Annotated in this window: 18 protein-coding genes and 1 pseudogene; 7 read left to right on the top strand and 12 right to left on the bottom strand. The window is 62.2% G+C overall.

Annotated elements, in window-relative coordinates; translation table 11 throughout:
- Positions 1-6: 6 nt before the first annotated feature.
- Positions 7-536, top strand: a pseudogene (locus tag FRZ40_RS11315) (class IV adenylate cyclase).
- A gap of 19 nt (positions 537-555) precedes the next feature.
- Here FRZ40_RS11315 and FRZ40_RS11310 read toward each other — a convergent pair.
- Positions 556-1047, bottom strand: a complete 492-nt coding sequence (locus FRZ40_RS11310) for an Lrp/AsnC family transcriptional regulator (protein ID WP_147234155.1) — start codon at positions 1045-1047, stop codon at positions 556-558.
- Positions 1048-1179: 132 nt separating this feature from the next.
- Between FRZ40_RS11310 and phhA the strand changes: the two genes are divergently transcribed.
- Together phhA and FRZ40_RS11300 are read left to right on the top strand one after the other, a co-directional pair.
- A complete protein-coding gene (gene phhA, locus FRZ40_RS11305; RefSeq protein ID WP_147234154.1) occupies positions 1180-2070 on the top strand; it encodes a phenylalanine 4-monooxygenase in 891 nt (296 codons plus the stop codon).
- A gap of 116 nt (positions 2071-2186) precedes the next feature.
- Positions 2187-2483: a 4a-hydroxytetrahydrobiopterin dehydratase gene (locus FRZ40_RS11300; protein WP_147234153.1), complete on the top strand. Its 297-nt coding sequence runs from the start codon at positions 2187-2189 to the stop codon at positions 2481-2483.
- A 95-nt stretch (positions 2484-2578) separates the two neighbouring features.
- On the opposite strand, the gene FRZ40_RS11295 is transcribed toward FRZ40_RS11300, so the two are convergent.
- Positions 2579-2809: a DUF3717 domain-containing protein gene (locus FRZ40_RS11295; RefSeq protein WP_147234152.1), complete on the bottom strand. Its 231-nt coding sequence runs from the start codon at positions 2807-2809 to the stop codon at positions 2579-2581.
- A 117-nt stretch (positions 2810-2926) separates the two neighbouring features.
- Between FRZ40_RS11295 and FRZ40_RS11290 the strand changes: the two genes are divergently transcribed.
- Both FRZ40_RS11290 and FRZ40_RS11285 read left to right on the top strand, forming a co-directional pair.
- Positions 2927-3613: a response regulator transcription factor gene (locus FRZ40_RS11290; RefSeq protein WP_007581727.1), complete on the top strand. Its 687-nt coding sequence runs from the start codon at positions 2927-2929 to the stop codon at positions 3611-3613.
- A 201-nt stretch (positions 3614-3814) separates the two neighbouring features.
- Entirely contained in the window at positions 3815-5314 is a 1500-nt protein-coding gene (locus FRZ40_RS11285) for a sensor histidine kinase (protein WP_028363970.1), read from the top strand.
- 50 nt (positions 5315-5364) lie between these two features.
- Here FRZ40_RS11285 and FRZ40_RS11280 read toward each other — a convergent pair whose 3' ends face one another.
- The 5 genes from FRZ40_RS11280 to FRZ40_RS11260 all read right to left on the bottom strand — a co-directional run bounded on the left by FRZ40_RS11280 (position 5365) and on the right by FRZ40_RS11260 (position 9564).
- Complete coding sequence (locus tag FRZ40_RS11280) at positions 5365-5847, bottom strand: SET domain-containing protein (protein WP_028363969.1); 483 nt, start codon at positions 5845-5847, stop codon at positions 5365-5367.
- A gap of 264 nt (positions 5848-6111) precedes the next feature.
- Positions 6112-7224 (bottom strand): NADH:flavin oxidoreductase/NADH oxidase, encoded by a 1113-nt coding sequence (locus FRZ40_RS11275; protein ID WP_147234151.1) that lies wholly within the window; start codon positions 7222-7224, stop codon positions 6112-6114.
- Positions 7225-7307: 83 nt separating this feature from the next.
- The gene (locus tag FRZ40_RS11270) at positions 7308-8051 is read right to left on the bottom strand and encodes an MOSC domain-containing protein (RefSeq protein WP_147234150.1); all 744 of its coding nucleotides are present in this window, start codon (positions 8049-8051) and stop codon (positions 7308-7310) included.
- Positions 8052-8060: 9 nt separating this feature from the next.
- The gene (locus tag FRZ40_RS11265; RefSeq protein ID WP_147234149.1) at positions 8061-8774 is read right to left on the bottom strand and encodes a glutamine amidotransferase; all 714 of its coding nucleotides are present in this window, start codon (positions 8772-8774) and stop codon (positions 8061-8063) included.
- A gap of 145 nt (positions 8775-8919) precedes the next feature.
- Positions 8920-9564, bottom strand: a complete 645-nt coding sequence (locus tag FRZ40_RS11260; RefSeq protein WP_028363966.1) for a MarR family winged helix-turn-helix transcriptional regulator — start codon at positions 9562-9564, stop codon at positions 8920-8922.
- Positions 9565-10164: 600 nt separating this feature from the next.
- On the opposite strand from FRZ40_RS11260, the gene FRZ40_RS11255 reads away from it, so the two are divergent.
- On the top strand, positions 10165-11118 hold the full coding sequence (locus tag FRZ40_RS11255; RefSeq protein WP_147233004.1) for an IS5 family transposase: 954 nt from the start codon (positions 10165-10167) through the stop codon (positions 11116-11118).
- Between the two features lie 292 nt (positions 11119-11410).
- Here the strand turns inward: FRZ40_RS11255 and FRZ40_RS11250 are convergent, their stop codons facing one another.
- The 3 genes from FRZ40_RS11250 to mnmC all read right to left on the bottom strand — a co-directional run bounded on the left by FRZ40_RS11250 (position 11411) and on the right by mnmC (position 16734).
- Positions 11411-12526 carry a YbdK family carboxylate-amine ligase gene (locus tag FRZ40_RS11250; RefSeq protein WP_028363965.1) on the bottom strand — a complete coding sequence of 372 codons (1116 nt, stop codon included), beginning with the start codon at positions 12524-12526 and terminating at the stop codon, positions 11411-11413.
- A gap of 145 nt (positions 12527-12671) precedes the next feature.
- Positions 12672-13874 (bottom strand): cation:proton antiporter, encoded by a 1203-nt coding sequence (locus FRZ40_RS11245; RefSeq protein WP_028363964.1) that lies wholly within the window; start codon positions 13872-13874, stop codon positions 12672-12674.
- Between the two features lie 901 nt (positions 13875-14775).
- Positions 14776-16734 carry a bifunctional tRNA (5-methylaminomethyl-2-thiouridine)(34)-methyltransferase MnmC2/FAD-dependent 5-carboxymethylaminomethyl-2-thiouridine(34) oxidoreductase MnmC1 gene (gene mnmC, locus FRZ40_RS11235; RefSeq protein ID WP_147234148.1) on the bottom strand — a complete coding sequence of 653 codons (1959 nt, stop codon included), beginning with the start codon at positions 16732-16734 and terminating at the stop codon, positions 14776-14778.
- A 468-nt stretch (positions 16735-17202) separates the two neighbouring features.
- Between mnmC and FRZ40_RS11230 the strand changes: the two genes are divergently transcribed.
- Positions 17203-17481 carry an HU family DNA-binding protein gene (locus FRZ40_RS11230; protein ID WP_007581741.1) on the top strand — a complete coding sequence of 93 codons (279 nt, stop codon included), beginning with the start codon at positions 17203-17205 and terminating at the stop codon, positions 17479-17481.
- 94 nt (positions 17482-17575) lie between these two features.
- On the opposite strand, the gene FRZ40_RS11225 is transcribed toward FRZ40_RS11230, so the two are convergent.
- Both FRZ40_RS11225 and FRZ40_RS11220 read right to left on the bottom strand, forming a co-directional pair.
- Entirely contained in the window at positions 17576-18850 is a 1275-nt protein-coding gene (locus FRZ40_RS11225; protein ID WP_147234147.1) for a GTP-binding protein, read from the bottom strand.
- A 137-nt stretch (positions 18851-18987) separates the two neighbouring features.
- Positions 18988-19431, bottom strand: a complete 444-nt coding sequence (locus FRZ40_RS11220) for a lytic transglycosylase domain-containing protein (RefSeq protein WP_028363961.1) — start codon at positions 19429-19431, stop codon at positions 18988-18990.
- Positions 19432-19480 lie beyond the last annotated feature (49 nt).

Here is a 19480-nt window from a genome sequence, read left to right as displayed (position 1 = left end):
CTTCACATGGCACGCAACATCGAAATCAAAGCCCGCGCGCAGCAGTTCGAGCAGCTTCGCGAGCGCGCTGCCGCCCTTTCGCCTGACGCTCCGTTGATCTTCCGCCAGCAGGACTTCTTCTACGACTGCCGCGCGGACGTCTAAAGCTGCGCCAGTTCGACGACGGCACGCCGGCCGAACTGATCTTCTATCAGCGCGACGACCGCGACGGCCCGAAGGCGTCGTACTACACGCGCAGCCCGGTGACGAACCCCGAAGCAATGCACTCGCTGCTCGCGACCGCGCTCACGACGCGCGGCATCGTCACGAAGGAACGTCATGTGTATATCGTCGGGCGCACGCGAATTCATCTGGATCGCGTCGACGGTCTCGGCGATTTCGTCGAGCTCGAAGTCGTGCTCGCGCAGGATGACGACGAAGCGGGCGGCGAAGCCGAGGCGCATGACATGTTCGCAAAACTCGGCGTGGCGGAATCGGATCTCGTCGCGGTCGCGTATGTGGATATGCTGAATCAGGAACCGTTGAAGGCCGCGTGATTCATCACGCGCCACGCGGTCAGACAGCCGGCGCGCCCGGCGTCAGTTGACCGAGCGGCAGCGGGCCGTTGCGCTTGAACGTCGTCAGCACGATGTTCGAGCGCACACTGTCGACGCCCGGCACCCGCATCAGTTTCTTCATCACGAACGACGACAGCGCGTTCAGATCCGGCGCCACGATGCGCAGCAGATAATCGGCGTCGCCCACTACCGCATGACATTCCAGCACTTCCGGTAGCACGTCGATCTGCTGCTGAAACTGCTCGATGATCGAATCGCCGTGGTGCTTCAGTTTCAGACTCGTGAACGCCATCACGCCGAGCCCGAGTTTTTCGGGCCGCAGCACGACGCGATAACCGTCGACCACACCGATTGCCTCCAGCCGCTGCAGGCGCCGCCCGATCTGCGACGGCGACAGCGGCACCTGCTCGCCGAGCTGCTGGTGCGTCGCGCGCCCGAAGCGCTGCAGGACGTCGAGAAGCGCGAGGTCGAAGTGGTCGAGTTCTACCATGTGAATTCTCCGCATGCATTTGCCTTTTGATGCGCAATTATCGCATTCAAGCCGTGCGTTTCGGAAAACTTGCGCCCTTTGCGCGCCTTCTCTGCTCTAGACTTGCACGTTCCCCTTTTTATCCAGCAGGTCATGGCCGTCCCGAACACCGCGAAGCTCAAGGAGCAATTTGACGCCGGTCTCGAAACCCGCGCCGATTTCACCATCGACCAGCCGATGCATCGCTATGGCGCGGTCGATCATGCGGTGTGGAAACAGCTCTATACGCGGCAGACGGCACTGCTGAAGGGGCGTGTCTGCGATGCGTTTCTGGAAGGCGTCGCGCGGCTCGATCTGTCACCGGAAAGCGTGCCTTCGTTCCACGCAATCAACGCGCAATTGACGCCCGCGACCGGGTGGCACATCGTCGCTGTGCCGGGGCTCGTGCCCGATCAGGTGTTCTTCGGGCATCTCGCGAACCGTCGATTTCCCGTGACATGGTGGATGCGTCGCCCGGATCAGCTCGACTATCTGCAGGAGCCCGACTGTTTCCACGATCTGTACGGCCACGTGCCGCTGCTGATCAATCCCGTGTTCGCCGACTACATGCACGCATATGGCCGTGCTGCGCTCGCCGCGCACGATGCGAACGCCTTGCCGCTGCTCGCGCGCCTCTACTGGTACACAGTCGAATTCGGCATGATCCGCGACGATGCGAGTCCGAACGGCGTGCAGATCTACGGCGCGGGGATCGTGTCGAGCAAGGGAGAAACGCTCTATAGCCAGCTGAGCGACGCACCGAACCGCATCGCGTTCGATCTCGAGCGTGTGATGCAGACGCAATACCGGATCGACACGTTCCAGAAGACCTACTTTGTGATCGACGATTTCTCGCAGCTGTTCGATGTCGCGCGCACCGATTTCGCGCCGCTGCTGAATAAGCTTGCGGCCGCAAAGCCGTACGCTGCAGGCGATGTGCGCGATACCGACATCGTCATTACGCGCGGCACGGGCGAAGGCTGGGCGACGGACGGCGACGTCTGACGTGGCACCCTGCAGCAGCTTTTCAACCGTGAAAAAATAGAACCAGTCCGCATGCGCGCGGAGCGTCCATGCATGTGGCATCGGCGCGGCCGCGCGCCGCTTTTAAGGGTGACACGATGATCCAGAAACTCTCTTCGGAAGAACGCACGCAGCAAGTCGCGCAACTGAACGGTTGGCAAAACGTCGAGGGCCGCGACGCCATCAAGCGGCAATTCAAATTCGCCGACTTCAACGAAGCATTCGGCTTCATGACGCGCGTCGCCATCAAGGCTCAGGAAATGGACCATCACCCGGAATGGTTCAACGTCTACAGCAACGTCGAGATCACGCTATCGACGCACGATGCGAACGGAGTCACCGAGCGCGATATTCGCCTCGCGCGTTTTATCGATGAAATCACCGCGGCGAAGTAACGTGAACGGATGATCGGGAGAAACCCGATCAGGCTAAAAACTCAGACGAAAACCCGTTCTGAAAGCGTATTGCAGGTAATCAGGCCACCAAACCTTCACTTCATTAGGCCATTTTTAAGGGACACGTAAGAATCCCACGCGGCGCGGGCAATCTCGTCCAATCCTTCCTGCGGCAGCGCGGTCTGTCGCTGTACAATCATCAGCGCATACGGCGCGGAGAGCGCGCTTGCCTCCTTGCACAGAACGAGTTCGTCGCCGCTCGAAGGCGAGCGGGTACGCCAGAAATTGATCGCGGCTTCCAGTTCGTAGATCGTAATATCGGACATGGCTCGCTGGTCTGTTGATGGCCGCATCGAACGGCACGCCGCACGGCATTCTGTGCAGCAGGCGCCCCGGCGAACCGCGTGCCCCTTGCCTAAACCTATTGTACTTGAGCGAAATCCATGCGACTCCTTCTGATCGAAGATGACCGCCCCATCGCACGCGGCATCCAAAGCAGTCTCGAACAAGCCGGCTTCACGGTCGACATGGTCCACGACGGCATCTTCGCCGAACAGGCCCTCACGCAAAACCGCCACGAACTCGTGATCCTCGATCTCGGCCTGCCCGGTATCGACGGCATGACGTTGCTCTCGCGTTTCCGCCAGAGCAACCGTCATACGCCCGTGATCGTGCTGACCGCGCGCGATGAACTGAATGACCGTGTGCAAGGCCTCAATTCCGGTGCGGACGACTACATGCTGAAGCCGTTCGAACCCGCCGAACTCGAAGCGCGTATCCGCGCCGTGATGCGTCGCAGCGGACCGCACGGCGACATGCCGCGTCCGGAAGTGTCGCTGGGCGGCGTGCGCCTGTCGGGCGTCGATCGTCGCATCTTCAACGACGACAAGCCGCTCGAACTGTCGCCGCGCGAATTCGCGGTGCTCGAAATGCTGCTGCTGCGCCACGGCCGCGTGGTCAGCAAGGCGCAACTGCAGGATCACCTGACGCACTTCGGCGGCGATCTCGGCGATACCGCGATCGAAGTCTATGTGCACCGCGTGCGCAAGAAGCTCGAAAACTGCCGCGTCGAAATCGTCACGGTGCGCGGCTTCGGCTATCTGCTCCAGGAAATCCGCCAGGCGTCATAATGGTCGTCGAGACCGTTGTGGTCTGACGGCGTCCGGGTCGTTCGACGGGCGGCCGCAAGCGCATCGGCGTATGCGCGGCGGCCGCCTGTGTCATTCAGCCCGGCCGAAAACCGCCGTCTGAACTGCAATCTGAACCGCATTCCGAATGTGTACTGACGCAGTCGTCATCGCCGGCGTCGGTCTTTTATCGCGGGTTCGACCATGAACTATCCGGCCGCGAATAGCCTGCGCCGCCAGTTGCTGCGCCGGCTCGCCGCACCCCTTTCGCTGCTCGCGCTGATGAGCGGCCTCATCGCGTACTGGCTCGCGTGGCAATACACGCAGCACGTGGTCGACCGTTCGCTCGCCGATCTCGCTACCGCCATTTCGAAGCAGATCCAGATCGCCGGCCCCGAGGCCCCTATCACCGTTCCGCCGCTCGCGCAGGCGATGTTCTCCGATCCCGTCGAACAGCTGGTCTACCGCATCAGCAACGGCGAAACTGAAATTGCCGGCGATCCGAAGCTGCCGCTGCAAGGCACGAACGTGCGGCGCATGCACTACGCGTATGTGTTCGAGACACAGCACGAAGGCACGGCTGTGCGCGTCGCGCAGGTGCGCGTCGATCAGCCGACGGGCAATCCCGTCGTCATCGAAGTCGGCCAGCCCGTGCATCACCGCTTCCGCATCGCCGCCGAGTTTCTGGTCGCGATCATGATGCCCCTGCTGCTGTTGCTGCTCGCGGGCTGGGTGATCGTGTGGCGCGTCGTGAACCAGCAGCTGAATCCGCTGACCGATCTCGCCGATTCGCTGAACCGCCAAACGCACACATCGCTGGAACCTGTCGACGAAACTTTCGTCCCCGTGGAAATCCGTCCGTTGACGGGCGCGCTGAACGGCCTGCTCGACCGTCTGAAATCAGCGCTCGACGCCCAGCGCAAATTCATCGCCGATGCCGCGCATCAACTGCGCACGCCGCTCACCGCGATCAAGCTTCACGCAGAGCAGGCGGCCATCGCGCGCGATCCGCAGCAGACGCTCGCGGCCGTCAAGGAACTGCGCGCGGCCGCCGACCGCGCGGTGCGTCTGTCGAACCAGCTGCTGTCGCTCGCGCGCGCCGAGCCAGGCGAACAGGCCGCGCGTTTCGTGAATCTGGATGTCGCGTCGCTCGCGTTCGACACGGGCGCCGAATGGGTGCCGCGCGCGCTTGCCGCACACGTCGATCTCGGCTTCCAGCGGCTCGACGATCCGTCCAACGATCATCCGTTGATCGCGCGCGGCAACCCGGTGCTGCTGCGCGAAGTGATCGCGAATCTGCTCGATAACGCGCTCAAATACGTGCCGCCGTCGCGCATGAACGGCGCGCGCATCACGATGACGGTCGCGCAAGTGGTCGTGGATGGCATCGCGATGGCGGAGGTCGCCGTCGAGGATAACGGCCCCGGCGTGCCGCCGAAACAGCAGTCTGAACTGTTCAAGCGCTTCTTCCGTGGCGACGGCCAGGGGCAAAGCGACAGCGGCGTCGACGGCGGCGCAGGTCTCGGCCTTGCGATCGTGCACGACATCATGGCGCTGCATCGCGGCAGCGTGCATTACGAAGATGCCATCGAAGGCGGTGCACGCTTTATCGTGCGGCTGCCCGTCGCGACGGGCGCCGTGCTGCGCGAACCCGAGCAGGTTCGCGAAACAAAAAAACCGGCGCATGCGCCGGTCGATCCCTGAAGTTGATCAATCGATGAGCGTGCTGCCACGTACGTGACAGCACGCTTGGATCACTTCTTCTTCTTCGATTTCTTCTCGTCTTTCTTGTCCGGCCGCGCGAGCATCGTGCCGCGGCACTTGCGCGCGCCGCAGCGGCATTCGTATTCCTTCTTCAGTTTCTTCGTCTGACGCGCGTCGATTACGAGCCCGTAGTCGTAGAACAGCTCTTCCCCGGCGTCGATATCGCGCAGCGCGTCGATATAGACGTGGCCGTCGATCTCTTCCGCTTCGCAATTCGGCGCGCACGAGTGGTTGATCCAGCGCGCGCTGTTGCCCTTGATCTTGCCGTCGATCACGTCGCCGCTGTCGAGCGCGAAGTAGAACGTGTGATTCGGTTCGTCCGGATTATGGGGGTGCCGTCGCAGCGCTTCTTTCCACGAAATCCGTTCGCCCTTGTATTCGATCAGCCGCTCGCCGGCTGCGATCGGTTCGAGTGCAAACACGCCTTTGCCGTGCACGCCCGATTGACGCACAGCGATCCTGCGTGAACTCATTGAATCAATCCTTGTAGAACGGTGGATGAACAGACTCTTGTTCGCCGATGCTTCCGCGCTTCGCGCCAGGTCCGTAGATGCCAGGCTTTTCTGACGCGGATAGCAAACGCGGCGCCTTGCTGGCGCCGCGTCGACATGTGACGCATGCAACGTCACAACCGAAATCGTACACGGATGATGCAGTTTCGTTCAACCGTCAGACGTGCAGATCCACATCGCATTGCGCGCGGTGCATGATCTGCATCGACGGTGGAACGCGCAGCGTCAGCGCTGACCGAACGAAATGTCGCCGAACAGCGCCTTCTGCTCACGCGGCTGCGAGCGCCAGTATTGCGGCGGCGCTTCGACCGTCGCGCCCAGCTTCGCGGCCGCGTGCCACGGCCAGCGCGGATCGTAGAGCATCGCGCGCGCCATCGCGACGAGATCGGCGTCGCCCCCTTCGATCAGCTGGTTCGCGTGCTCCGGGTCCGTGATCAGACCGACGGCCACCGTCGTCAGACCCGTCGCTTCTCTGACCGCCTTCGCGAACGGCACCTGATAGCCGGGCTCGACGGGGATCTTCTGCAAAGGCGACACGCCACCCGACGACACGTCGACCCAGTCGCAACCGCGCTTCTTCAGCTCCTGCGCGAACGCGATGGTGTCCTCGATCGTGATGCCGCCTTCGACCCAGTCGACAGCCGACACGCGCACGCCGACAGGTTTGTCGGCGGGAAAGGCCGCGCGCACGATATCGAAGATTTCGAGCGGGAAACGCATGCGGTTGCAGAGCGAGCCGCCGTATTCGTCCGAACGCTGGTTCGCGAGCGGCGACAGGAATTGATGCAGTAGATAACCATGCGCGGCGTGCACTTCGAGCGCATCGATGCCGAGGCGCGCGGCACGGCGCGCCGTCGCTGCGAACGCTTCGCGAATCCGGTTGAGACCCGCGTTGTCGAGCGCGAGCGGCGCTTCTTCGCCTTCCTTGTGCGGCAGCGCCGACGGCGCATGCGGCAACCATCCGCCGTCGGCGACGGGAATCAGTTGACCGCCTTTCCACGGCACGTTGCTCGATGCCTTGCGTCCCGCGTGCGACAACTGCATCGCGATGTGCACCTTTGAATACTTGCGGATCGCGGCGATCACGGGTTTCAGCGCTTCTTCCGTCACGTCGTCCCACAAACCGAGATCGGCGGGTGTGATGCGGCCATCGGGTTCGACAGCCGTCGCTTCGATGCACAGCATACCCGCGCCCGACAGCGCGAGATGGCCGAGGTGGATCATGTGCCAGGCCGTCGCTTCGCCACGTTCGGCGGAGTATTGACACATCGGCGACACGACGATGCGGTTCGGGAGCGTCACGCTGCGCAGCGTGAGCGGAGTGAAAAGTGCGCTCATGGTTGGAGAGATGCTCATCGAAACTCAAGAGCGATCGAGCATAGCATCGGGTCTGATTTGCTGCAGACGGCCCGGCGGGTTCTTCAGGCGCCGATCTGGCTCGCGCTGGCCGGTCCGTCGAGACGCTTCGACCACGATTCGATTTCGCCGCTCTCCAGCCGCTTCGTCGCCGTCTTGCGCCACGACGGCGACAGCGTGTCGAGCTGCGTCATGCTTTCGAGTGCCTGCCGATCGTCGCGATCGACATACAGCACGCGCAGCAGCCGCTCGACACTCCACTGCCCGTGCGGACGCGCAAGCCGCTCGATCGTATCGCCCGCACCGATCTCCCCTGCTTCGAGCACGCGGTAATACCAGCCTGTGCGGCGCGAGTTCTGCACGGCGCGCGACATGTCCGCGCGCGCGAATCGCAGGTTCAGCTTCCAGCACGGCTGCCGCGGCTGCGAAACCTGCACGATCGCGCTGCCGATCCGGTAGACGTCGCCGACGCACACATCCGTTTCCGTCAATCCCGACGTGCTGATGTTTTCGCCGAAAGCACCCGCCTGGTCGAGTCTCGCGAGACCGGACACGCCCGCCTGCCATTCTCTGCGCCAGGCCGCATAGTGATCGAATGGATAGTGGTGCAGCGCTTTTTCCGGACCGCCGTGTACCTTGAGTTCGGCCTGCTGATCACTTTCGAGTCCCGTTTCGCCGAGCCACACGCGACCGTCGACTGGCGTCTTGGCGATCGCGCTCGTCTTGTTCAAGGCTTCATCGCCGAGCCGCGCGACCTTGCCGGCCAGCACGGCATCGACGGTAAAAATGCGGTGCTCCACTTCACTCATTCGGAACGTTCAGGATTGCGCAGCCACTTGATCGAGCCACTCGCCGAACATGGCGGTAGCGGCGATTTCGAGCTTCGGCCCGTGTTTCGCGGTATCGGCGCGCAGGGTACGCACGTCGATGCCGTGACCGTCGATCTCGCCGGCATTGCCGATCAGCCAGGGCTCGAAGCGGTCGGTGCGGATTTCCGGGTGGCATTGCAGGCCGAGCACATGCTTGCCCCACGCGAACGCCTGATTCTCACAGGCGGGCGTGGACGCGAGATGCACGGCGCCTTGCGGAAGATCGAATGTATCGCCGTGCCAATGAAGCATCGACGTGTGCGCCGCGTCCAGATGACGCAGCGGTGACTGCTTGCCGGCATCGGTGAGCGTCAACGGTGTCCAGCCGATTTCGGTTTGCCGGGAGGGATAGACTTTTGCGCCCAGCACGCGCGCGATCAGCTGCGCGCCGAGACAGATGCCCAGCGTAGGCAGGCCGGCGGCAATGCGTTTTTCGATCATCGCGACGAGCGGCGTGATGGTCGGATAGCGGTCGTCGTCGTAGGCGCTGATCGGCCCGCCGAGAATCACCATCAGCGACGGCATCACCGGGTTGGGCGCTTCGATGCGCGCAAAGCCCACGTCGAGATAACGCACGGGACGCCCGCGTTCGCCGAGCACCCGTTCGAGACTCCCCAGATCCTCGAAGTGCACGTGGCGTATGGCCAGAACTTCGTGAAGCATCGGCGAATCCCACCGTCAGGTTGACTGGACACGCGAAAGGCGTGCTGGAAGACACGCCGTCTGCCGATGCGCAAGACGGCGCAAGTTCACCCGGCGCCGCACGCGAACACCCGCGAGCGGCGGCCGGCTCCGCAGTTTAGCCGACTCAGGCTTGCTGCGCGAAGATCTTCCAGGTCTTTTTCTGCGTGGCGGCGTCGGCCGTTTCGTGCACCGAGCAATCCAGACGCAGATCGGTATCCGACATCGACAGGTCGAGCAGCATGCAGCGATGCGGCGTTTTCTTCGGGTTCTTGCTCGGCTCGAAATGTGTGCACGTCACGCACATCCGGTGCGGCGGAATATGACCTTGCACTTCGAGCTGACGCACGGTCTTCAGCAGCGTGCGATAGAAAATCGACTGCTCTTCGTCGCGCAGCGTGCCGACCGCCTTCGCGAGGAAGTCCGGCCATTGCGCGGCGCGCTTCGCAGCCGTGCGGCCGCGTGCCGTCAGACGCACGGCGAGCGCGCGGCCGTCGTCGAGCGCTCGGCGCTTTTCCACCAGACCCTTGCTTTCCAGCGTGCTCACGGCATCGCTCGTGGTCGCGGCTGTCAGCGCGGTTTCGCGGGCGATTTCGCCGAGACGCATCGGCCCCTTGCGCTGCATCAGCAGCACGAGAATTTCGCCCTGGGTCGGCGTCAGGCCCGCGCCTTCCGCCCATTCCCATGCCTGGCTTCGCATGGCCGTGCTGAGTCGCAGCAGGCTGTGGGTCACCCGCCCGGTTGCCTGCTCTCCGTATACGCCTTCGCTCATAGTCTTTCGTTCGTTGTTGACAGCATGCCGTCACCCGTCGACACCCGATATCCGATGCCCGCGCGCCGGCAGTCTGTGGGGGAAGCTTCGCCGGACAAACCGGCTCGCCGAATCCTACTATCTCAAAAATTTCCTGTGATGCCGACCTGTTCCGGCCGGTTACACAGGCGTTGCAAACGCTCCGTGTGTGTTGCGATCCCTGCTCTTTCGAGCCACCCGTCGACGTGGTCCCTGGCAGGCCGCAACGACGAAAAACGACATTCTATGCGAGAGCCGCAAATCGTACAGCTAAGTTATCCAATGCAATCTGTGGATAACCACGGGATAAGACAGGGGACGATATGTGCGCCGATTCTTGATAACCCGCGAGGCCCCGGCAGTTCTGAGAATCGTTCTCCCAGGTTCAGGCTCGCGATGCACGGCCTATCCGCGTGGTTATCGTTTACGCAGACCCCTGGTTTTGCAGGGAATTATTCGGTTGTCCACAGGCAAACGCAATGCTTGTTAACTACTACGTTTGTATAGGAATCTCTGCAAAAGTCCTGGCATTGACGTGAGCTTGGACTATCCTGGGATCAGGAGACTTCATGGAGTGGCGTGATGACACAACTTGGTCTTGGTCTGGATCTGTCGACGAAGCGCACCCGCAAGCGCGAGTTTCTCGATGAGATGACGCGCGTGGTGCCGTGGCAGAAGCTGATTGCGCTCATCGAACCGCACTATCCGAAAGGCAAGACTGGCCGCCCGCCTTTTCCGATCCAGACGATGCTTCGCATTCACTTCATGCAACAATGGTTCAGCCTCTCGGACCCGGCGATGGAGGAGGCGCTGCACGACATCCCGCTGTACCGGGAGTTCGCGCTGCTGGGCACGGGCATGACGCGGCTGCCTGACGAGAGCACGATCCTGCGATTCCGGCACCTGCTTGAGGCCCATGAGCTGTCGGCCAGAATGCTGGCGACGGTCAACGAGATCCTGCAGGCGAAGGGCCTGATGCTCAAGGCGGGCTCGGCGGTCGACGCAACGCTGATTTCGGCACCCAGTTCGACGAAGAAGGCTGGCACGCGAGACCCGGAGATGAGCCAGACGCAAAAGGGCGGCAGCTGGTACTTCGGTATGAAGGCGCACATCGGAGTCGATGTGGAGTCGGGGCTGGTGCATACCGTCAAGTGCACGCCGGCAAATGTTCACGACATCACGGTGGCGCATGAACTGTTGCACGGCGACGAGGAGGTTGCGTTTGCCGATGCGGGCTACGTGGGCATCGAGAAGCGAGGCGAAACGGGGGCGGTCCAGTGGCACGTGGCGATGAGGCCGAGCAAGCGAAGAAAGCTGGACAAAAGCAAGCGGCTCGACAGAATCTACGAGAAAGTCGAGCGGCTCAAGGCGGGCGTGCGGGCGAAGGTTGAGCACCCGTTTCGGGTGCTCAAATGTCAGTTCGGCTATCTGAAGGCGCGGTATCGAGGCATGGCGAAGAACACGGCGCAGATCGAAACGCAGTTCGCGCTGATCAATCTCTGGTTGGCTCGCGGGGTGCTCGGTAAAGCGAAATGAAGGGCGAAGACGCCCCCAAAGGCGCAGCGTCCATGCGCAAGATGCGACCGGCATCGGTTCAACACAGCGTGAATGGGGACGCGAATTCCACTCCGCGCGTGCCAGTTAGAGATCCCAGGCAGAAAACGGGTTGTTCAGACCTTCCTATACGTAAACTTTGAGAAAAGCTTAGGGACGCGTTACGGGAATTCGACAAAATAAAAAAACCCGCAAAAGCGGGTTTCTTCGAAGTTCGCTCATTCGCAAGGCATCTGCTTGCGGGAGCAAAAGACATCGACGGGCGTTGCCCTCGTCATGCGCGCCACTGCAAGCATTGCTGCCGAACCGCCTCGTGCAGCGATTTCTCCTGTTCGACCACGTTGCGCAGCCACGTCGCATCGTTCACCTGACCGCGCGCAATCGCGCCGATCTCTTCGAGCGCCTTGCCCGAGCCCAGCGCATCCGCATGCGGCGCAATGCGCTCGAGCGTTTGAATGATGTCTTCGGAAATCGTGCGGCGCTCGCCCGTTTGCGGATCGATGCAAGTGCCGGCAAGACCGAAGCGGCATGCCTCGAAGCGGTTGAACGTGTAGACGAGATAGTCGTCTTCCTTGGGCGTCAAAGGTTTGTCGAGCAGCAGATGTCGCGCGAGCGTCTGGATGTAGCACGCAATCGCGGCCGCGCGATCGACGGAAAGCGGCGTATCCATCACGCGCACTTCGATCGTGCCGAAACCAGGCTTCGGCCGGATGTCCCAGTAGAAGTCCTTCATGCTGTTGACGACGCCCGTATGCACCATCTTCGAAAAGTACTCTTCGAAGCTGTCCCACGTCAGGACGAACGGCGCGCGGCCCGACAGCGGGAAAGCGAACACGGAATTCAGGCGTGCCGAGTGAAAGCCGGTATCGACGCCCTGCACGAACGGCGACGACGCCGACAGCGCGATGAAGTGCGGAATGAAGCGCGACATCGAATGCAGCAGGAATAACGCGCTGTCGGCATCCGGACAGCCGATGTGCACGTGCTGGCCGAACACCGTGAACTGTTTCGCAAGGTATCCGTAGAGTTCCGAAAGGTATTGAAAGCGCGGCGTGTCGACGATCTGCCGCTCGCTCCATTGCTGGAAAGCGTGCGTGCCGCCGCCGCACAGCCCGACGTTCAGCCGGTCGGCTGCCGCGACGAGCACGTCGCGGATCCTGCGCAGATCGGCGACGGCCTGCTCGTGCGTCGTGCAGATGCCCGTCGACAGCTCGATCATGCTTTCCGTGATTTCCGGCGTGATATTGCCCGGGATCTTTTCGTCCTTGATGAGCCGGAGCAGGTCGGTTCCTGCTTTGGTCAGATCATAGTCATGGGTATTGACGATCTGCATCTCGAGTTCGACACCGAAGGTGAACGGTTTCGAATCGACGAAGGCTTCGAGTGACATGGCGTTTCCTGATTCATGTCGGCGCGGGCGCGCCCGTTGCTGATGGCGCCCGGCCGGAGTGACTGGCGAATGCTGCAGCTAGACGCGCGAGCTGCATGAAAACCTGTGGTGCGCTGTCGTGCCGAACCGTATCGACACCCTTGCGTCACTCGCGGCGTTCGCCCACGAACGCAAGCGAGCGGTACACGAGCCACGGTCCGACGAGCTGCAACACGACGATCGAACACATCGTGACGGCGCGCAGCGTCGGGTCGAAATTCGGATAGAGCTGGTACGTGTCGTCGACGAGCAGATACGCAAGCGCCGACATCGGCGACAGCGACAAACCGAGCGCGACGCCCTGCTTCATGTTCAGTCCGCTCGGCCTGGCGAACGCCAGCACGCCGACCAGCTTCGAGATCAGCCGCGCGACGATCAGCCCTAACGCGGCAACGCCGCCTATCGCGATGTCGCGCCATTCGAAGGTCGTCAGCGTGAGCACGAACAGAATGACCGTGAGCAGCCAGCCGGCCGTGCCGAAATGTTGCGGCCACAGTTGCGGACGGGCTTCCAGATTCTTCACGATGATCCCCGCCGCGAGCAGGCTGAGAATGGTGGACAGCTTGAAGAGGTGGGCCAGCGCGATGGCCAGCAGCACGAGGCCGAACAGCGCGACAAACGAGTGTTCGTCCTGAAGATTCACACGCTTGTAAAAGAACGTGATGGTGCGCGCGAGCAGATACGCGAGGATCAGCGAACCGATCAGCAGATAGAGCGGCTGGACGATCGTCGCGAGCAGGTTGCCGTAGGCCTCCTGATGCAGCCAGCCTGACGCGAGTTTTTCGATGATCACCGCGTACATGCTGTTGAGCGCCGTCAGCGTCATCAGGCGCTGCGTAACCTGCCCTTCCGCGCGCAATTCCGTCTTCAGCTGGATCACCATCGCGGGCGACGTGGCCATGGCGATCGATGCAAGCACGAGCGCCGTCACCGTCGATACGTTCAGAAACAGCAGCACCAGCAGCACGAGAACGAAGGTGAGCGTCGACTCCGCGACGCTCGACACGATCAGCCATGTATTGCGGCGAATCCAGCGCAAATCCAGCCGGCTTCCGAGTTCGAACAGCAGCAGGCCGAGTGCGACATCGAGCAGCGGCCGCGCAGTCGCGGCCGAATCCGCGTCGATTACGCCCGATCCCGCTGCACCGGCGATCAGGCCGATCACCGCGTAGCCGGAAATGCGCGGCAAATGCCACGCGCGATAGCACAGCTCGCCGACGAGACCCGCGGCGAGCAGCGCGAGGCCTGCCCAGAAAATCGCATCGGGCGTGAGCGGCCAGCCTGGAAAAAATGAAAACGCCGACTTCATCGTGGTGGCTTCTCCTTTGCAGCAACGGCAGGCAACGCGAACGGGCAGACGCGGGCAACACGCAAGCCGTGGGCCGCATCCATTGCCGCGATCGGTTCGCGTTCGCCGGCGTTGCGAGTTGTCAACGATCGGATGAAAAACTGAAACGACTACACCGATGCCGCATGACTACGGGCGGCACGACGTGAGTGAAAAGAGCGCCGTCGACTTTTGAATCAGATTCTTGGGGTCCGGCAACCGTTCCATTGGCGCGTCGGTTGCGGGGGCAAAACACGACGCGGAAGAACGGCGATTGTGCCATAGCTTCTTTGCACTTGACGGAAAAGCGTCGAACAAGCGCTCAAAGCGGTAAAACGTACGCTAACTCGATGACAACAGGAAAAAGCGACCGGAAATAGCGCCTGTTTCGCGGAAAACGGCTCGCTGCTGGCGCTGCTGTATGGACGGGTCCGGCTTGCCGACACTAGACGGCGGGGTGCTTGCGTTTGAGTGTCGCTGAGCCCGGGCGTTCCGGTTATCAGCCGAGTATGAGCCGAACGGTTCGCCCGGGACGTGCGCTTCTGTACATCGACGATCGAAAGACGGTGACGTTGCTCGCGCCGGCTGACCACGGGCTTCTCAACAATAGGTTTACCTGTATGTATACGTAGTAGAAGTTAACAAAGGCGCTGCGTTTCTGTGGATAACCAAGGTTTACCGAAATGAATCAGCGTCTTGCCGAACGCATAACCGGACGCGTTTGATGTGCGCGCCGGTTTGTGTTCGTCGGATAACTTTCGGGCTTGCGCACACGTCTGCCGAGTTACCCCGTTTACGTCCACATCGATTCCACACGAGTTTCGCGCGCAATTTCCCCGGTTATCCACAGCGCCTCGTGGATAACTTTTCCACAGGCGTTGGGTCAGGTCGCGCAGCCCTGGCGTAGCGCGCGCAGCAGAAAACGTGCGGGATCGAGTGCTTCGGCAAGATCGCGTTCAATGGGCCAGGGCTCACCTTCGATTTGCGAGGCGATCAGTTCCGCGCCGAGCGACGCCCACACGAGTCCGCGCGATCCGAACGCGAACGCACCATACAAACCGTCCGCGCGCGGCAGATCCAGCGGCCACGCGCCGCGCAATTTACCGGCGTCCTGGATCGCGGCAGGTTCGTCGGCGAACGCGCCGATCATCGGCAGACGGTCGATCGTCACGCAGCGAAACGCGACGCGTCCCGCGAACGACGAAGCGCCGATCGCATCGCGCATGTCGGGCAGCATCTGCGCGACGCGCTCGATGTTTTCGATGTGCGCATCGTCGCGCAAGCGGATGTCGGGATCGTCGATGTCGTAGGTTGCGCCCGTCAGCGTGGAGCCATCGTGCAGCGGTACGGCGTAGCCTTCGCCGATCACGGGCACGCGAGGCGCGTTGGTCGCGTCGGCGGGCAAGAGCGTCAATTGACCGCGCACGCTGCTTGTCGCCGCATAGCGCAAGCCCGCGACGCGTGCCGCTTCATGCGCGTTCGCGAAGATGACGATGGGCGCGCTCGCAATGGCCACGCCCTTTTCGTCGAACACAATCCATAGCTTCTCGAAGCGTTCGACGCGCGCCACAGCGACATTGAAGCGCCGTTCGAGCAAGCCTCCCGCCGCCTCGCACTGCGCGGCGCACAACGACGCGGGATCGATCCAGCCGCCATGCGGAAACAACCAGCCGCCGCGCGCGACGCGCGTGTTGGCAATGCGCTGGGCATCGTCGCGGGAAACGGGTGCTACGTACTCCTGTGGCCAGCCGAACGAAGCGAACGTCTGCGCCATTGCCGACGCTTCTCCTTCATCGGCGGCAATTTGCAGCAGACCTTCCGGACCGCGCACAGGACGAAACCCGCGGCGCTCGAGAGCCGACCATTGCCTTAACGCATACAGAAAGCCCGCGCGCGTGATGCGCGAACCGACACTGTCGTCGCGCGACATCATCGGATGGAACACGCCCGCCGGATTGCCCGACGCATCACGGGCGACGCCCGCATGTCGTTCGAGTGACGTGACCCGCCAGCCGCGTGCTGTCAGCCGCTCGATGGCCGCACAGCCTGCGAGACCCGTACCGATGACGACGGCATGCCGTTCGTCGACAGCAAGCGGACGTGGCGGCTCGTGACGCCGCACGCGGTAACGCGGCGCAAAGCGTCCGACGAGCATCGCGCGTTTCCATCCGAAGCCATCCACCTTTTTGTATTCGAATCCGGCTTGCAGCAAGCTGCGTTTCACATCGCCCGAACTCGTGTAAGTGGCGAACGTGGCGTCGTCGCCGGCAAGCCGTGCGAGCGACTTGAAGATCGCGGGCGTCCACAGTTCGGGATTCTTCGCGGGCGAGAAGCCGTCGAGATAGAACGCGTCGGCGCGCAGCCAGAGTGTGGGCAGCGTCTGAACCGCGTCGCCGAATACCAGCGTGAGGATCACGCGGCCTTCTTCGAACTCGAGCCGGTGCGTGCCGGGCACGAGCGTCGGCCATGCATCGGCGAGCTGTTGCGCGAGCGGCGCGATCGATGCGTCCGCAACGGCCGCCCCGCTGGCGGCCAGAAGATCGTCGCGTGAAAAAGGGTGTTTCTCCGTCGACACGAAGTGCAGACGCTCGCAACGATCCGGGTCCGCGCGCCATGCCGCCCACGTCACGAGAAAGCTGATGCCCATGCCGAAGCCCGTCTCCAGCACGCTGAAGAGGCGCCGCTTCTGCCAGCGGGACGGCAGATCATTGCCTTTCAGGAAGACGTATTCGGCCTGGGCGAGCGCGCCGACGGCGCTGTGATAGATGTCGTCGTGGCGCGGCGAATAAGGCGTGCCGTTGTCGCGAAACGCAAGGACGGCGGGAACGAGCGGGTCGGTCATGCGCGATGAAATGCTATGCGAGGAAGAGGATCGGGCGAAGGCGAAGCACTCGCTGAACGCATCGATTCGCCGCGCCGGTCACATGTCGACACCCCTCACAGCCTGTCCTGACGGGGGTTCAGAGCCCCTTCGACAGGTGCCGAACGTTGGCAAAAACCAACGCTGGCGGGGCTTTGGACGACGCGGATAGCATCTATTCGATGCCCGACATGGCAAAAATGCTGTTTTCCATGCTGTATCAGGCGTTGCAGCGTGTAATTCTTCGAAACCCTTATCCAGATTGGGTTTGCGCTGCGCTATCATAGCAAGCGCCGCGAGGGACGCGGCAGCACGGTGCTCTGCGCGGTGCCTGGCGCGCCGCGGGAGTCGGGGTATTCCCGAGCCGTCGCTGCTCGACGGCGCGGCGCGCGCACGTATAATCGGCGCGTTCGCGCTGTTCGTGTCAACCTAAACCAGAAAGGAACCTTAATGAACAAACAGGAACTGATCGACGCCGTCGCAGGTCAGACGGGCGCCAGCAAGGCTCAAACCGGCGAAACGCTGGACACGCTGCTTGAAGTCATCAAGAAGGCTGTGGCGAAGGGTGATGCAGTCCAGTTGATCGGCTTCGGCAGCTTCGGTTCGGGCAAGCGGGCAGCACGTACGGGCCGCAACCCGAAGACGGGCGAAACCATCAAGATTCCGGCCGCAAAGACCGTCAAGTTCACAGCTGGCAAGGCGTTCAAGGACGCAGTCAACAAGCGCTAAGCATCAGCTGCTCGAGTTGTTGACGCCCGCCATTGGCGGGTTTTTTTTCGTCTGCGTTTTCCATGACGGGCGTCGGCACAGGCATTCAATACGCTTAGTGATGGTGATGATGGTGATGGCTATCGCCATCGTGATCGTCATGATGATGATCGTGGCCATGATCGTGATCGTCGTCTTCGAGATCCCATGCGGGGAACGGATCGGCTAACGCGAGCCAGCCTTCCGCGCCCAACGCGTATTCGTCATCGGTCAGAAGACAGGCATCGAACTTCGCGCGCCATTGCGCCGGGTCGATATCGACACCGATCAGCACGAGTTCCTGGCGACGGTCGCCGATCGTGAAGTCGTCGGCATCGCCATACCAGTCCGCGGCGATCTCTTCAAGCAGTTCGTCGTCGCCTTCGGGCCATTCGCTGCGATCCTGCGCGGCCCACCAGGTGCCGGCGGGCGCGGGCCTGCAGGCACCGCCCGCTTGCGACAGCGAGCCGCCGATCTCATTGCGCGTCGCGAGCCAGAAGAAACCTTTGCCGCGCAACACGCCCTTCCACTCTTCATGCAACAGCGCCCAAAGACGCTCGGGATGGAACGGCCGCCGCGCGCGATACACGACATGCCCGACCCCTCGCCCACCGCTTTCGTCCGTGTGGCTCGACGGATCGTGCAGCAATGCAAGCCAGCCGGCCGCGTTCGATGTCACGTCATAATCGAAGCGCGCCGTGCCGAGCACTTCTTCGACGGGGGCATTGCCATAGCTGCTCACGATCTGCGCGGCACGCGGATTGAGCGCGGCGAGCACGCGTTGCAGATGCGCGAGATCGTCGGCGGAAACGAGGTCGGCCTTGTTGATCACGAACACATCGCTGAACTCGACCTGCTCGATCAGCACTTCGACGATCGTGCGATCGTCGTCTTCGTAAGCGGCAATGCCGCGCTCGGACAATGCTTCCGTCGATGCATAGTCGCGCAGAAAAGCGGCTGCATCGATTACGGTAACGGCCGTGTCGACACGCACCAGCGCTGCCAGCGACTCGTCTTCGAGAATCGATTCGACGATGTCGATCGGCTCGTCGATCGCGGCCGTTTCGATGACGATGGCGTCGAAGCGCTGTTCCGCCGCGACGCTGGCCAACTGTTCCAGCAGATCCTCATCGGCCTGGACGCAGGCACAACCATTCGGCAAATCGACGCGCAGCGCGGGAGAGGCCGCGGGCGCCGCGTTGTCGATGTCGAGGCGCACGGCGGCGAGATCGGTGACGATCGCTGCGACGCGCGGGCCGGTGCGGTTCGACAGGATCTGTTCGACGAGCGCGGTCTTGCCGGCGCCCACAAAACCGGAGATCACGGTGACGGGCAAAAGCGGCTGATTCATCGCGGTAGGGAAAGCTTGAAGGTGAATGACGCATGCGCCTGTCCAACGCTCGAATGGACGCGAGAAGGCAGCAGCACGAAGCCGCATTGTGCATCAACTGGAATGAAGCGACGGCGCATCTGGACGACGCTGCGCAACTATCGGGCAGGCATCAGGTTCCACTTGCGGAGAATCGCCACGATCTGCCGCGCGTATTCGTCGCGCAGCGTGGGCGTTTCCGAATGGTATGCACCGACGGCCGCCCACGTGTTGCCGTACTTGTTCATCTTCTGCCGAAGATGCCATGCGGCGATGTACACGTTCTTGCACGGCTCCATCAGCGTGCCCTGCGAAATGCCGTATTGCGCGAGCACGGGCAGATGAACGGAATTGATCTGCATGACGCCGTAGTCGGTCGAACCGTTGGCGTTTTTGTGGACAGCAGCGGGACGGTTGTGCGATTCCTGCCAGGCAATGGCGCGAAGAATCAGCGGATTGACTTTCTGGTAGCTGGCCGCTTCATCGAAGCAGTCGGCGCGCGCGGATCCCGCGCTCAAAAGCGCGGCAAATCCTACGGCGGCAGTGACGGCGGTCAGCTTCATCGGTCAAGATGACGAACTATGTTCGATTCCTAATTAACGGTACGGTAAA

The organism is Paraburkholderia azotifigens (assembly GCF_007995085.1).
Lineage (GTDB): Bacteria > Pseudomonadota > Gammaproteobacteria > Burkholderiales > Burkholderiaceae > Paraburkholderia > Paraburkholderia azotifigens.
This window is presented reverse-complemented; position numbering and strand designations above follow the sequence as displayed.

Excerpts from the sequence above, each read along its gene's own strand:
- FRZ40_RS11255 (WP_147233004.1), top strand. The coding sequence starts at position 10,165 with ATGACACAACTTGGTCTTGGTCTGGATCTGTCGACGAAGCGCACCCGC.
- FRZ40_RS11245 (WP_028363964.1), bottom strand. The coding sequence starts at position 13,874 with ATGAAGTCGGCGTTTTCATTTTTTCCAGGCTGGCCGCTCACGCCCGAT.
- FRZ40_RS11225 (WP_147234147.1), bottom strand. The coding sequence starts at position 18,850 with ATGAATCAGCCGCTTTTGCCCGTCACCGTGATCTCCGGTTTTGTGGGC.
- FRZ40_RS11230 (WP_007581741.1), top strand. The coding sequence starts at position 17,203 with ATGAACAAACAGGAACTGATCGACGCCGTCGCAGGTCAGACGGGCGCC.
- FRZ40_RS11300 (WP_147234153.1), top strand. The coding sequence starts at position 2,187 with ATGATCCAGAAACTCTCTTCGGAAGAACGCACGCAGCAAGTCGCGCAA.
- FRZ40_RS11290 (WP_007581727.1), top strand. The coding sequence starts at position 2,927 with ATGCGACTCCTTCTGATCGAAGATGACCGCCCCATCGCACGCGGCATC.
- FRZ40_RS11280 (WP_028363969.1), bottom strand. The coding sequence starts at position 5,847 with ATGAGTTCACGCAGGATCGCTGTGCGTCAATCGGGCGTGCACGGCAAA.
- FRZ40_RS11265 (WP_147234149.1), bottom strand. The coding sequence starts at position 8,774 with ATGCTTCACGAAGTTCTGGCCATACGCCACGTGCACTTCGAGGATCTG.
- FRZ40_RS11275 (WP_147234151.1), bottom strand. The coding sequence starts at position 7,224 with ATGAGCGCACTTTTCACTCCGCTCACGCTGCGCAGCGTGACGCTCCCG.
- FRZ40_RS11295 (WP_147234152.1), bottom strand. The coding sequence starts at position 2,809 with ATGTCCGATATTACGATCTACGAACTGGAAGCCGCGATCAATTTCTGG.
- FRZ40_RS11270 (WP_147234150.1), bottom strand. The coding sequence starts at position 8,051 with ATGAGTGAAGTGGAGCACCGCATTTTTACCGTCGATGCCGTGCTGGCC.
- FRZ40_RS11250 (WP_028363965.1), bottom strand. The coding sequence starts at position 12,526 with ATGTCACTCGAAGCCTTCGTCGATTCGAAACCGTTCACCTTCGGTGTC.
- mnmC (WP_147234148.1), bottom strand. The coding sequence starts at position 16,734 with ATGACCGACCCGCTCGTTCCCGCCGTCCTTGCGTTTCGCGACAACGGC.
- phhA (WP_147234154.1), top strand. The coding sequence starts at position 1,180 with ATGGCCGTCCCGAACACCGCGAAGCTCAAGGAGCAATTTGACGCCGGT.
- FRZ40_RS11220 (WP_028363961.1), bottom strand. The coding sequence starts at position 19,431 with ATGAAGCTGACCGCCGTCACTGCCGCCGTAGGATTTGCCGCGCTTTTG.
- FRZ40_RS11260 (WP_028363966.1), bottom strand. The coding sequence starts at position 9,564 with ATGAGCGAAGGCGTATACGGAGAGCAGGCAACCGGGCGGGTGACCCAC.
- FRZ40_RS11310 (WP_147234155.1), bottom strand. The coding sequence starts at position 1,047 with ATGGTAGAACTCGACCACTTCGACCTCGCGCTTCTCGACGTCCTGCAG.
- FRZ40_RS11285 (WP_028363970.1), top strand. The coding sequence starts at position 3,815 with ATGAACTATCCGGCCGCGAATAGCCTGCGCCGCCAGTTGCTGCGCCGG.